Source organism: Sphingomonas sp. IC-11 (assembly GCF_021043365.1).
Taxonomy (GTDB): Bacteria; Pseudomonadota; Alphaproteobacteria; order Sphingomonadales; family Sphingomonadaceae; genus Sphingomonas.
The window spans coordinates 87,365-100,916 of sequence record NZ_JAJNDU010000001.1; the positions used below are offsets into that span (position 1 = coordinate 87,365).

The window sequence follows — 13,552 nt, forward strand, 5'->3', positions numbered from 1 at the left end:
CCCTTCTTGCAGGGAGGGGAGGTTAAGCCGTAATGCGCGCGGCACTCATGGCCGACGATACACCCTCCGCAGCGACTGCCGATCAGAAGGATTGGCGCGACACTGTCTTCCTGCCGAAGACCGACTTCCCGATGAAGGCAGGTCTGCCGCAGAAGGAGCCCGCGATTCTGGAGCGGTGGCAGCGGCTGGGCCTGTACCAGCGGCTGCGCGAACAGCGCGCCGGGCGCGAGAAGTTCATCCTCCACGATGGCCCGCCCTATGCCAATGGCGACATGCACATCGGCCATGCGCTGAACCATATCCTGAAGGACATGGTCGTTCGCACCCAGACGCTGCTGGGCAAGAACGCGCCCTACGTTCCCGGCTGGGATTGCCACGGCCTGCCGATCGAGTGGAAGGTCGAGGAAGAATATCGCAAGAAGAAGCTGAACAAGGACGAGGTTCCGCCGGCGGAATTCCGCGCCGAGTGCCGCGCCTATGCCCAGAAGTGGGTCGACACGCAGCGCGAGCAGCTGAAGCGGCTGGGCGTCAACGGTGACTGGGACAAGCCGTACCTGACGATGGACTTCGCCGCCGAGGCGACGATCGTGTCCGAGCTGATGAAGTTCGCCGAGACGGGGCAGCTCTATCGCGGCGCGAAGCCGGTGATGTGGAGCCCGGTCGAGAAGACCGCGCTGGCCGAAGCCGAAGTGGAATATGAGGACGTGGTGTCGACGCAGATCGACGTCGCATTCGAGATCACCGAGGCGCCGAACGCGCCGGAGCTGGTCGGCGCGCATGCGGTGATCTGGACAACGACGCCGTGGACGATCCCGGTCAACCAGGCGCTCGCCTATGGCCCGGAGGTCGAATACGTCCTCGCGCGCTTCGACGACATGGTGGAGGGGCCGCGCACCCTGCTGGTGGCGCGCGATCTGCTGGAGAGCTTCGGCGCCCGCATCGGCCACCCGGTGGTGGTGAAGATCGGTGATGCAGCGGGCACGGTGACAGTGCTGGCGGCGTTCACTGGCGAGAAGCTGGCGGGTGCGGTCGCGCGACACCCGATGCATGAGCTGGGCGGCTTCTTCGCCAAGCCGCGTCCGTTCCTGCCGGGCGATTTCGTCACCACCGATGCCGGCACTGGCCTCGTCCATATGGCGCCCGATCATGGCGAGGACGATTTCGAGCTGTGCAAGGCGCATGGCATCGATCCGGTCTTCGCGGTGGATGCTGGCGGCATGTACCGCCCGGACTGGCTGTGGCTCGGCGGGCAGGGCAGCGTCATCAACAAGAAGTTCGTCGCCGCTGACGGGCCGATCTGCACCGACCTGCGTGAGGCGGGCGCGCTGGTCGCCGCGAGCGACGATTTCAAGCACAGCTATCCGCATTCCTGGCGCTCGAAGGCGAAGGTGATCTTCCGCTGCACGCCGCAATGGTTCATCGCCGTCGACAAGCCGATCGTGGGCGGCGACACGCTGCGGCAGAAGGCTGTTGCGGCGATCGCCGCGACCCGCTTCGTGCCCGAAAAGGGGCGCAACCGCATCGGCGCGATGGTCGAGGGGCGGCCGGACTGGGTGATCAGCCGGCAGCGTGCCTGGGGCGTGCCGATCGCGCTGTTCGTGCATCGTGCGACAGGCGAGCTGCTGGTCGATCCGGCGGTGAACGTGCGGATCGTTGACGCCTTCCGCGAGAAGGGCGTCGATGCCTGGACCGACGAGGCGGCGGCTGGCTTCCTTGGCGAGGGGCGTGACCCCGCCGACTACGAGCGCGTCACCGACATTCTCGACGTCTGGTTCGATTCGGGCTGCACCCATGCCTTCGTGCTGGAAAGCGGGCGCTGGCCGGAACTCAGCTGGCCAGCGGACCTTTATCTAGAGGGTTCGGACCAGCATCGCGGCTGGTTCCAGTCGTCGCTTCTGGAAAGCTGCGGCACGCGCGGGCGGGCGCCTTATGATGCGGTGCTGACGCACGGCTTCACGATGGACGCCAAGGGCATGAAGATGTCCAAGAGCCTCGGCAACACGATCAACCCGCTTGATCTGATGCGCGATTATGGCGCGGACATCCTGCGGCTGTGGGCGTTGTCGGTTGATTTCACCGAGGATCACCGCATCGGCAAGGAGATCTTGGCCGGTGTCGCTGACCAGTATCGCAAGCTGCGCAATACCTTCCGCTACCTCCTCGGCGCGCTCGACGGGTTTGACGAGGCGGAGAAGCTGCCGGTGGCGGAATGGCCGGAGCTTGAGCGGTACATGCTCCATCTGGTCCATGCGCTGGACCAGCAGCTGCGCCGTGCGATCGCTGATTACGACTTCAACGGCTATGTCCGCCTGCTGAGCGATTTTGCGAACGAGGACCTGTCCGCCTTCTTCTTCGATATCCGCAAGGATTCGCTCTATTGCGACGCGCCCGATGACGTGAAGCGCCGCGCGTATCGCACGATGCTGGACGTGCTGTTCCACGCGATGGTGCGCTGGGCAGCGCCGGTGCTGGTCTTCACCGCCGAGGAAGTGTGGCAATCGCGCTTCCCGAGCGAGGATGGCTCGGTGCACTTCCTCGACTGGCCGGAACTGCCGGCGGAAGCGGGCGAGGATGTCAGCGCCCGCTGGCTCGAGGTGCGACGCCTTCGCGAGCGCGTGACCGAGGCGATCGAGCCGCTGCGGCGCGAGAAGATCGTGCGCTCCAGCCTGGAAGCGGTCGTGACCGTGACCGACACGCCGCTGCCGGTCGACCAGCTGGCCGAGGCGTTCATCGTGGCGAAGGTATCGCCGGGCGATGAGGTGACGGTGAGCCGGACCGATTATCACAAGTGCGGGCGCTGCTGGCGTCTGCTGCCCGAGGTTGTCGAGGACAATGCGCTGTGCGCGCGCTGCGCCGACGTGGTGAACGACGAGGTGGCGGCGTGAAGCGCAGCGTGCCTGTTGCCGGCCTTGTCGCCGCGGCAGTCGTCTTCGTGCTCGACCAGCTGATCAAATGGGTGGTGACCGGGCCGCTGGGCATCAACTTCCTGGGCGCGTCGCGCGAGATCGTGTCGTTCTTCGATCTTCGCTTCGTGCAGAACATGGGCGTCAGCCTTGGGCTGCTCCGCGCGGAGAGCGAACTGGCGCGCTGGGGACTGGTGGCGATGACGGCGGCGATCGCCGGTGCGGTCACCTTCTGGATGTGGCGCGAGGAGAAGGCGGCGGACAAGCTGGCGCTCGGCCTCGTACTGGGCGGCGCGCTCGGCAACATCGTCGACCGGGTCCGCTTCGGCTATGTCGTGGACTTCGCCGACCTGCACTTTGGCGAATGGCGGCCGTTCCTAGTGTTCAACGTGGCGGATGCGGCCATCACCATCGGCGTGCTCATTCTGCTGGTGCGCGCGCTGCTGATTCGCGATAAGCCCACGGCAAAGCCTGACAAGATGGCTTCGGAGAATGTGAATGCGTAAGTCGATTGTCATGGGCGCTGGCCTTGCGGTGCTGCTGGCCGGGTGCGCCAGCAACGGCCTCAATCGTGACCGTCCTGACGAGTTCGCGGTGGCGCGTCAGCCGTCGCTGATCATCCCACCTGACTTCGCGCTGGTGCCCCCGACGCCCGGCGCAGCACGCGTGCAATCGGCCACCAGCGCCCAGGCGCAGACGCTGGAGGCGCTGTTCGGCAGCGCACCGCGCAGTGCTGGCGAAACCGCTGCGCTTCAGGCGGCGGGCGAACAATCCGCTGATCGTGGTATCCGCTCCTCAGCCGGAGATCCGCAGACCAACGTGATCGACAAGGGCCAGACCACCCGGGACATTATCGCTGCGCCGGAAGGCGATGGGCAGGAAGCACGCGCGAACGCGCCACGCTGACCACGAACCGCCGCCTGGTCGAAGCGGGGCGGCGGATATCGGCAAGGCAGGGGCAGCGGGTCGCTTGCCCCACCGGCCCTTGATCCGCTCAATTCTGCGGTTGATCGCCGCTCATGGGCATCGGCGCTTCTCCGGGGCGCCCGGGCCATTCCTTCACATGAATGTCGTGCTGGGCAAAGGGCAGGGCGATCCTCGCCTCTTTGAATTTCCACCACAAGCGATTGAGCACGTCGGACTTCACGTTGCCCACGCCGCTCTCCGGGTCGCTGATCCACGCCAGGATCTCGTGTTCTACCCCGTTCACGCCGAAACCGGTGAGCCAGACATTGGGGCTCGGGCTGTCGAGCACGCGCGGTGACTCGGTGGCCGCCTTGAGCATCAGCTCCTGTGCGAGCCGGAGATCGCAGTCGTAGCCGATCCTGACGGGAATGCGGACGCGGACGTTGCGGTTGGAAAATGACCAGTTCTCCACCTCCTGGGTCATCAGATTTTCGTTGGGGATCAGGTGTTCCTTGCCATCGCGTGTGATCACGCTCACGGCGCGCACCCCGATCTTGTTTACCCAGCCGAAACTGTCGCCCACCACGATGACGTCGCCCGGCTTGATGGATCGATCCATCAGCAGGATGATGCCCGCAATCAAGTTGCCGACCGTCTTCTGCAGGCCGAAGCCGACGGCGAGGCCCATGGCGCCAGAAAAAACCGCAAAGGCGGTCAGGTCGATGCCGAGCAGGTCAATCGAGAACAGGAAAGCCGCAATGACGATCGCGATGGTGGCGAGCTTCTGTCCCAGCAGCTTCTGCGTGGCGTCCAGCGTGGAGGTGCGCGCAATGGCATGGCTGACGATGCGATTGGTCAGCCGGACGATCGCAACGATGATGACGATGACGAGCAGCGCGCTGGTGATGGCGAGCAGCGACAGGCGCCGCTTGCCGACATCCACGCCCACGCCGTCCAGCGTTGCGGTAATCGCGTCCAGGCCGCCGACCGCTCGGCTGAACAGCGCGACGAGCAGGATGCCGGATACCAGCCACGAGGCCCAGCGCGGAATGCCGAGGCCGCGCAGGATCTGATGAGCCACCATTGCCGCCGCGCTGCCCAGCGTCAGCCCGATCGGCAGCCCGCCCCAGGGGGACCAAGGATAGGCTGACATCACGATCGCCGCCGCCAGCGCGGTGACCCCGTGTCGAATGATGGCCGGCATCCGCTCCCACAAGCCTTCGCCGTGGTGGGCGACATGGGTCTTCCACAGCTGGCCCGCGCGAACGCCAAGCGCTCGACCGGCGAAGACGCCGAGCGCCAGCGCCAGCAGCATCAGCGCGCCGGCGATCGCCACCTCCAGCGCGTCGGCCTGCGACGGCAGGGAAAGGCCGTTGGCATTCAGCCAAGCTTCGACCGAGGTCATCCCAGCGCCGCGCGAAAACGCTCAAGCCCGGCGGCGAGGTCGGTAATCAGATCGTCGGGATCCTCCAGCCCGATCTGCAGGCGCACCAGCGGCCCAGCGAAAGTCGGTACGGTGGCGGTACGGTGGCGTTCCGGATCCGCAGGGATCGCTAGGCTCTCGAACCCGCCCCAGGAATAACCGATGCCGAAATGGTCAAGCCCGTCGATCAGCGCCGCCCGCGCGGCTTCGTCGCCACCTTTCAGCACGAAGGAGAACAGTCCGCTGCTGCCCGTGAAGTCGCGAACGAAATGTTCGTGGCCCGGACAGGAGGGCAGGGCGGGATGCAGCACCCGATCCACCTCGGCGCGTGTTTCCAGCCAGCGGGCGATCTTGAGCGCGCTGGTTTCATGCTGCGCCAGCCGAACGGCCATGGTGCGCAACCCACGCGAGCCCAGCCAGGCATCATCGGGGCTGGCGACCTGTCCCAATTGGAAGCTGGTCTCGCGCAAGCGGCGCCAATGCGATGGTGCAGCGGTGACGCTGCCCAACATCACGTCCGAATGGCCGACGACATATTTGGTGCCGGCAAGGATCACCAGATCCACGCCCTTTTCGATGGCGCGGAAGCGCAACGGCGTTGCCCAGGTATTGTCCAGCAAGGTGGTGATGCCACGCGCCTTGGCCGCCGCGACAATGGCAGGCACGTCCTGCACCTCGAAGGTCAGGCTGCCCGGGCTTTCCATGAAGATGGCGCGGGTATGCTCGCCGATGAGGTTCTCGATCCCGGCGCCCACCAGCGGATCATAGAAGCGCGTGGCGATGCCGAACCGCTTCAGCAGCCCCGTCGCCATGGAGCGGGTCGGATCATAGGCCGCGTCCGGCACCAACAGTTCGTCACCTGGCGACAGAACACTGAGCAGCGCAGCGGCAATGGCCGCTACGCCCGATGGATAGAGGAAGGTCGCCTCCGCACCGGGCTCCAGTTCCGTCAGCGCGTCGGCCAGGCTCCACTGGGTCGGGCTGCCGCGCCGGCCGTAGAACAAGCGGTGGTGGGTGTCGCGGGCGCCATTTTCCCGCAGTTCGGCGATCGAGCCGTACAGGTGGGTAGAGGCGCGCCACACCGGAGGATTGACGATCCCTTGCGTCCACTCCACCCGGCGCCCCGCGGAAACGACTCGGGTCGCGTCGGCGATCGGCCGATCCTTGCTCATGCGCCGGTCTCCTTTGGGGTGGTCGGATCGCTGCCCCATTCCGCCCAGCTTCCGTCGTAGATCGGCACCTCGCGACCCAGCAGGTGTGCGGCAAAGGCGATGACGGCGGCCGTCACTCCCGAACCGCAGGTCGCTACCATTGGCCGGTCCGGATCGATGCCGGCCGATGCGAACAAAGCGCGCAGCTCATCGCCCTGCTTCCACGTGCCGTCCGGATGGAAGAAGCGGGCATAATGAAGGTTGGTTGATCCAGGGATGTGCCCCGGCGTCACGCCAGGTCGCGGCTCAGGCTCGGCACCGGCGAACCGGTTGGGTGAGCGCGCGTCGACGATCTGCTCGGCACCGCTCGCCTGAACAGCCCTGACATGAGCGAGGTCACGAACCGCCCTGCCGCGATCGCGCGGTGTGATGTGCCGCGGTTTGGGTGTTTCCTCGCCGCTCGCCACTGTGCCGCCCGCCGCGCGCCAGGCATCGAGCCCGCCGTCCAGAATGGCGACGTCGTTGATGCCGAAGCTGCGCAACATGGCCCAGCCGCGCGCCGCGGTATGATGCGGTGACTGATCGTACAGCACGATGCGCGTGCCATCCCCCAGGCCCAGCCGGCCCATACGGCTGGCGAACTTTTCGGGACCGGGCAGCATCATCGGCAGGCTGGTGGCCGTATCCGCCATGTCGGTCAGGTCGAGGAAGACGGCGCCCGGGATGTGCCCCGCTAGATATTCGGCCCGCGCGTCGCGTCCTTCGCCCGGCAGGAACCAGGTGCAATCGGCGATGCGGAGATCACGCGCGCCGATCTCGGCAGCGAGCCACTGGGCGGAGACAAGTGCGTCCATTCCGTTCTCTTAGCGTCCAATCCCTGCATGTCGAAACTTGGCGCGGCGTGCGCTGGCGAACTGGCAACCGTGGGCCGCTGCCCCTATCTGGCGCGGCATGACACTCCATCTCGGCAAGAACAGCCCGCTTCCCACCAGCCCGGAAGAAGCGGTTCTCGATTATGTTCCCAATCCGCGGCCCGGCCGGCAGTATCTGGTCCGCTTCGTCTCGCCTGAATTCACGTCGCTATGCCCCGTCACGGGCCAGCCGGATTTTGCTCATCTGGTAATTGATTATGTGCCGGGCGAGACCATGGTGGAATCCAAGTCGCTGAAGCTGTTTCTTGGCAGCTTCCGCAATCACGCCGCCTTTCATGAGGACTGCACCGTCGGCATCGGCGAACGATTGGTCGAGGAGATGAAGCCGGTGTGGTTGCGGATCGGCGGCTATTGGTACCCGCGTGGCGGCATACCGATCGACGTTTTCTGGCAGACTGGCGCACCGCCGGCGGACCTCTGGGTGCCGGATCAGGGTGTTCCGTCGTACCGGGGGCGCGGCTGAGCGCTTTCGAGGATAATTATTCGCTGCATTGCAGCAGGCTGCGCAACCAACCCGCTGTAAGCTGGTTGTATCGGTGAACGCCATGTGAACGGGCGTTCTCCGTAGCAGAGGCATAAAAGGATGAACCACACGGTCGTAAACGATAGCGTCAAGCACATCGCCCTCATCGGCAACTTTCTGCCGCGTAAGTGCGGGTTGGCCACTTTTACGACTGACACGTTCAACGCTTTGAAGACCCGGTACCCGGATCTGACCGTCGATGTTTATGCGATGGACGATCACCCGGGGCGCTACGATTATCCTGCCGCTGTCACGGGCACGATCCCGCAGGAAGACCGCGCCGCTTATCTCGCAACTGCACGCGCCATCGAGGCCTCCGGGGCTCAGGCGGTGTGGCTGCAGCACGAATATGGCATATTCGGCGGCGCCGCTGGCGAGCATATCCTGGCGCTGCTTGACCGCATCAATCTGCCCCTCATCGTTACCCTGCACACCGTGCTTGAGAAGCCGAGCGCGCAGGAGCGAACGGTGATGGAGGGGCTGCTTCGTCGTGCTGCCAAGGTTATCGTCATGGCGGAGCGCGGACGGGACATCCTGACGCGGGTGCACGGCGCCAATCCGCGCTCGATCGTCAACATTCCCCATGGCGTGCCGGATCGTCCGTTTGCCGATCCCGCTACCTTCAAGCCGCGCTTCGGGTGGTCGGGGCAGGTCATCCTCACCTTCGGACTTCTCGCCCCGGGCAAGGGCATCGAAACCGTTATCGAGGCGATGCCGGCGGTGGTGGAGCAGCATCCGGAGGCGAAATATGTCGTCCTGGGTGCCACTCATCCCAATCTGGTGGCTCACGAAGGCGAGAAATACCGGGACGGCCTGAAGGCGCTTGCTCGCAGCCTGGGCGTCGAAAACAACGTCGCCTTTGTCGACGCCTTTGTCGAACAGGATGAGCTGATCGACTATCTCCAGGCGGCGGACATCTATGTCACCCCGTATTTGAACCCGGCGCAGATCACGAGCGGAACGCTCTCTTATGCCGTTGGCGGGGGCAAAGCGGTGATCTCCACGCCCTATGTCCATGCGACCGAGATCCTTGCTGATGGGCACGGTGTGCTGGTCGACTTCCGCGACTCCGCGGCCTTCGCGCGTGAGATCAGCAGCCTGCTCGGCAGCGAGCGCAACCGCTCGCGCCTGTCCGCGCGTGCCTATGAGCGCGGCCGGACGATGACTTGGTCCCGCGTGGCGGAGCGAGCAATGAACGAGATCACGTCGATCATCGATGGCCGCCCGCAGCGGATCGCTTCATCCGGACCGATCAAGCCGCATGCGCCGGACCTTTCCGCCGTGGAGCGGATGAGCGATTCGACCGGTATGCTTCAGCACTCGATCTATTCGGTGCCTGACCGGCGTCACGGCTATTGCATCGACGATAACGCCCGTGCGCTGATCCTGATGAGCGCGATGGACAACATCGACGACGCGGTTCGCGACAAGTGGACCACGGTTTACGCGTCGTTTGTCCAATATGCCTGGAACCCGGAACAGCGCCGGTTTCGGAACTTCATGAATTTCGATCGCACGTGGTGCGAGGATGCGGGCTCGGAGGATTCCAACGGTCGGGCGCTTTGGGCGCTTGGTGTTACTGCCCGTGACGCACGCAGCCGCAAGCACCGCGACTGGGCGACAATGATGTTCGACATGACGGCGAGCCTCGCCTTCGAGTTGGGCAGCCCGCGGGCGCAATCCTTCGCGATGCTTGGCGCCGCCGCCATGCTGGAGGCATCGCCGGGGCATCAGCTGGCGAATTCGATCCTCACGCGCTTTCCCGAGGAGCATATGGCGCTCCTCGACGAGGCGCGCCGGCCCAATTGGGTCTGGTTCGAGATCGTGCTGGCTTACGACAACGCCCGCCTGCCGGAGGCGCTGATTCGCGCCGGCCAGGCGATCGGCCGCCGCGATGTCGTTGAAACCGGCCTCGAAACGCTCGCCTGGATCATCGAACAGCAGAAGAGCCCCGAGGGTCGCTTCCGTGCGGTCGGCACCGAAAGCTTCGGCCGGCCCTATGCAGAGCCGCTGCCATTCGACCAGCAACCGTTGGAGGCGCAGGCCACCGTCGATGCCTGCTGCGCCGCTTATGCCGCGACGGGCGACGCCCGCTGGCGGGTGGAGGCTGAGCGTGCCTATGGCTGGTATTTCGGGCAGAACGATCTCGATCTGCCGCTCGCAACGGTGCAGGACGGCGGCTGTTTCGACGGTCTGATGCCCACCGGTCTGAACCGAAATCAGGGCGCCGAATCCATTCTGGCGCTGCAATTGTCGAACTGCGCAATTTCTAGGCTTTCAAAGGCAGCGCAAGGCGTGGCAGGGACGGGGCGCGCTGTCGCGTAAGCCCCGCTTGCCTTGGCGCGTCGACTTCCGGACGACAATACGAGGCCTTCTTCTTGGACTTGTTCAATCATCGGCTCCGGCTTCATGCCGATCCGTCCCGTGTCGTGGTGCGCCCGTTCCACATCGCCAAATCGGCGATGAACGGTCAGGGACAAAGCCGTTCCCAGCGCATGATCGACGAAGTGCTCGCCATGACGCCGCTTCAGGCCAGCGAACAGCTTGCCGTTGTGCTCAAGGATTTCGAGGCGCGTCATTGGCAAACCCGTCGCGTGTTCATGACCCGCTACGAGGAGATTGCCGAGCTTCACGGCCTGGATGGCGATGCGATCGACGACGAGAAACGTCAGTTGATCGGCGCCTATTTCTGTCACGAATATAGCTATGCGGCGGCCGCGCTGATGAACCCCAGCGCCGTGCCGCATCCCGACCAGTCCGGCATGACCGAAGGCTCGCAGCGCATTCTGATGAGCCTTCGCTCGGTCGGGGAGGGTCACATCTCGTCCGTCGCCTTCCGCGAAGGGATCATCACCGAAGAAAACCAGCTCATGCTCGCGCCCGAGCCGCCCTTTGCCACCGCCGCCGATGCGCATGGTATCGATGGGCAGGACATGCCGACCGGGCCGATCACCGTGCACCGGCATCGCGACTCAACTCTGTCCGGAACGGTGATCTTCCCGATCACCGAGGCTCAGTCCAAGGGTCTGGAGGATCTGCGCCTCGTTCACTTCACCCATGATGACGGGTCGATCGAGTGGCTGGGCACCTACACGGCGTATAACGGCGCCAGCATTCAGTCAGAGCTGCTTCGCACCCGCGACTTTCGCGCCTTTGATCTGGTGCCGATGACCGGGTCGGCCGCCCGTAACAAGGGCATCGCGCTGTTCCCGCGCACGGTGAACGGCGAATATCTCTCCATCGGTCGGCAGGACGGCGAGAACCTGTACCTGCTGCGTTCGGACCGGCTGGATCATTGGGATGACGGCGAGCTGATCCTGACGCCGGTCTATCCGTGGGAGCTCGTGCAGATCGGCAATTGCGGCCCGCCGATCGAGGTGGACGAGGGCTGGCTGCTGCTGACCCATGGGGTGGGCGCGATGCGCAAATATTCGATTGGCGCCGCGCTGCTCGACAAGAATGATCCGTCGAAGGTTCTCGGCCGCACGCGCGAACCGATCCTGGCCGCGGCTGACCAGGACCGCGAAGGCTATGTGCCCAACGTGGTCTATACCTGCGGCGCGATGCGGCAGGGAGACAAGCTGTTCATGCCCTACGGCATCGCTGACAGTTCGGTCGGCTTCGCCTTTGTCGAGATCAAGAAGCTGTTGGCGTTGATGTGACGGCGCGTCGGGTGCCGCGGTAAAGCCACCCGATCAGCGCCACGAACAGCAGGGCGCCGCCGGCGAGCGCGACGGGCGCAAAGCCGTCGCCGACCACCGCCAGCGGCGTGTCGCTCCCGCTCGCTGCGACGATCCCCGCGAAGCCGACGCCCCACAGGCTCTCGCCCACGATCATGCCGGTGGCGGTCAGCGTGCCCATGCGACGCGCCGCTTCCGGATCGGCGGTGCGATCCGCCCAGCGATCATAAGCAGCGCCGATCAGCGCGCCGAGCACGACCGGCAGGATCACCGCCATTGGCAGGTAAATGGCGATGCCGATCGCCAGCGGCGGCAGGCGCATGCGGTTCATTCTTCCCAGCACTTCGTCCAGCGCGATGAAGATCACCCCGGCCAGCGCCCCCCAGCGCAGCATCGACCAATTGAGATCGCCACCAAGCACGCCTTTCGCCAGTGAGGAGATCAGCCCCGCTTGCGGCGCCGCCAGCGCATTGGGGCCGGCACCCGGAGCTCCCGCAAAACCGAAGGCGGTGTTCAGCAAGTCGAGCACGGGCGGCACGACGATGGAGCCGAAGACCACGCCGATGACCAGCGCGACCTGCTGTTTCCAAGGAGTCGCGCCCACCAGTTGCCCCGTTTTCAGGTCTTGCAGGTTGTCGTTCGCGATCGTGGCGATGCCAAAGACGAGGCCGGTGACGATCAGGGCATAAGCGACCAGCGCTGCCGTCGTATCCGGCGGCAGATCACGCCCGAAGAGGCCAACCAGCAGCAGCGAGGCGGCAAGGATGGAGAGGATGCCGATGCCCGAAACGGGCGAGTTGGAGGCGCCGATCAGGCCGGCCATATAGCCGGTCACCGTGGCGATCATCAGCCCAATCACCACCACGAATGCGAGCGCCCCCGCAACGAGAATGGCGGCGGATCCTGCGATCGGCCCGGTGCTGGCGACGCTCCACAACAGCCATGCAATCGGCAGCAACAGCGCCACCGACACGCCGGCGACCACCCCGATCGGCAGATCCTGCTCTTCGAGCGCCAGTGCTTCGCCGGCATGGCGGGCGCGGCTTGCCGCCAGCGCCGAGGTGATCCCGCCAATCACTGGCCGGGCGATCCGCACCAGCGTCCATACGGCGGCGACACCAATCACGCCCGCGCCGAAAAAGCGCACGTCTTCGCGGAAGATCGCACCGGCCCAGGCTTCCACGTCGCCGGCCGACGGCTGCGCTGCGGTAAGGATGGGCAGAAGGATGAACCAGGCGGTGACCAGGCCGACGAGCTGGGCCAGCCCTACCGACAATCCCACCAAATGTCCCACGCCGAACAGCGCAAAGGACAGGCTGCCGGCCGCGCCCGTCGCGCCGCTACCCAGCCGGAACCAGGTGCCGACTTCGGCAGCGGCCAGCTTCATCTGGGTCAGAATGGCAAAGCCTGCCGAGGCGAGGCTGCCGGAGACCAGCAGGCGAAGGCCCGCCGCGCTTTCCGCTGCGCCTGCGCGTGAGCCCGATCCGACTTCCAGCACTTCGGCCGCGGCGCGCCCTTCGGGATAGGGCAGGTCACTTTCCACCACCAGCGCGCGGCGGAGCGGTACCGAGAACATGACACCCAGAATGCCGCCGAGCGCCGTGATCCCGGCGGTCAGGTGAAAGGGAAAGCCCTGCCACCATCCGATGATCACCAGCCCCGGCAGCACGAAGATGATCGCCGCGAGCGTGCCGGCCGCGCTTGCGATCGTCTGGACGATATTGTTTTCTAGGATCGACGAGCCGCGGAACTGACGCAGGATCGCCATGGAAATCACCGCCGCCGGGATCGACGTGGCAAAGGTGAGGCCGACCTTCAGCCCGAGGTAAACGTTGGCGGCGGTGAACAGCAAAGTGATCAACCCGCCGAGCAGCACGGCGCGGAGGGTCAGTTCGGCGACATGCTTGGTCGGTGTGCTCATGCCATCATGCTTGCACATCGAAACCACGCAGCCAACGCGAACCTTGCCCAACCCTGCCGTTCGGGGATTCGGCGCATCTCACCATGATGTGGCGGAAAGTACGATGTTCGCGC

Annotated in this window: 10 protein-coding genes; 6 read left to right on the forward strand and 4 right to left on the reverse strand. The window is 65.3% G+C overall.

Translation table 11 applies throughout. The features are described from left to right. The first annotated feature begins 32 nt into the window (after positions 1-32). Genes ileS through LQ954_RS00345 form a run of 3 tightly spaced genes read left to right on the forward strand, consistent with a single transcriptional unit; the run spans position 33 to position 3,809 of the window. Positions 33-2,885: an isoleucine--tRNA ligase gene (gene ileS, locus LQ954_RS00335; protein WP_231021374.1), complete on the forward strand. Its 2,853-nt coding sequence runs from the start codon at positions 33-35 to the stop codon at positions 2,883-2,885. Then, positions 2,882-3,409, forward strand: a complete 528-nt coding sequence (gene lspA, locus LQ954_RS00340; RefSeq protein WP_227771166.1) for a signal peptidase II — start codon at positions 2,882-2,884, stop codon at positions 3,407-3,409. Before ileS ends, lspA begins: the two co-directional genes overlap by 4 nt. Beyond that, positions 3,402-3,809 carry a DUF3035 domain-containing protein gene (locus LQ954_RS00345; RefSeq protein WP_227771167.1) on the forward strand — a complete coding sequence of 136 codons (408 nt, stop codon included), beginning with the start codon at positions 3,402-3,404 and terminating at the stop codon, positions 3,807-3,809. The genes lspA and LQ954_RS00345 overlap by 8 nt, the downstream gene beginning before the upstream one ends. Before the next feature lie 88 nt (positions 3,810-3,897). Here the strand turns inward: LQ954_RS00345 and LQ954_RS00350 are convergent, their stop codons facing one another. From LQ954_RS00350 to LQ954_RS00360, 3 genes are read right to left on the reverse strand one after another with little or no spacing between them, the layout of a single operon-like run. After that, positions 3,898-5,214, reverse strand: a complete 1,317-nt coding sequence (locus LQ954_RS00350) for a mechanosensitive ion channel family protein (RefSeq protein ID WP_231021375.1) — start codon at positions 5,212-5,214, stop codon at positions 3,898-3,900. After that, positions 5,211-6,404: a cystathionine beta-lyase gene (metC, locus tag LQ954_RS00355; RefSeq protein ID WP_231021376.1), complete on the reverse strand. Its 1,194-nt coding sequence runs from the start codon at positions 6,402-6,404 to the stop codon at positions 5,211-5,213. Before metC ends, LQ954_RS00350 begins: the two co-directional genes overlap by 4 nt. Then, positions 6,401-7,237: a sulfurtransferase gene (locus LQ954_RS00360; protein WP_231021377.1), complete on the reverse strand. Its 837-nt coding sequence runs from the start codon at positions 7,235-7,237 to the stop codon at positions 6,401-6,403. Before LQ954_RS00360 ends, metC begins: the two co-directional genes overlap by 4 nt. Before the next feature lie 97 nt (positions 7,238-7,334). Between LQ954_RS00360 and queF the strand changes: the two genes are divergently transcribed. The 3 genes from queF to LQ954_RS00375 all read left to right on the forward strand — a co-directional run bounded on the left by queF (position 7,335) and on the right by LQ954_RS00375 (position 11,500). Further along, positions 7,335-7,778: a preQ(1) synthase gene (queF, locus tag LQ954_RS00365; protein ID WP_227771171.1), complete on the forward strand. Its 444-nt coding sequence runs from the start codon at positions 7,335-7,337 to the stop codon at positions 7,776-7,778. 120 nt (positions 7,779-7,898) lie between these two features. Further along, on the forward strand, positions 7,899-10,163 hold the full coding sequence (locus LQ954_RS00370) for a glycosyltransferase family 4 protein (RefSeq protein ID WP_231021378.1): 2,265 nt from the start codon (positions 7,899-7,901) through the stop codon (positions 10,161-10,163). A 53-nt stretch (positions 10,164-10,216) separates the two neighbouring features. Beyond that, on the forward strand, positions 10,217-11,500 hold the full coding sequence (locus LQ954_RS00375) for a glycoside hydrolase family 130 protein (protein ID WP_227771173.1): 1,284 nt from the start codon (positions 10,217-10,219) through the stop codon (positions 11,498-11,500). On the opposite strand, the gene LQ954_RS00380 is transcribed toward LQ954_RS00375, so the two are convergent. Further along, positions 11,475-13,439 carry an OPT family oligopeptide transporter gene (locus LQ954_RS00380; protein WP_231021379.1) on the reverse strand — a complete coding sequence of 655 codons (1,965 nt, stop codon included), beginning with the start codon at positions 13,437-13,439 and terminating at the stop codon, positions 11,475-11,477. The genes LQ954_RS00375 and LQ954_RS00380 overlap by 26 nt on opposite strands. Between the last annotated feature and the right edge of the window lie 113 nt (positions 13,440-13,552).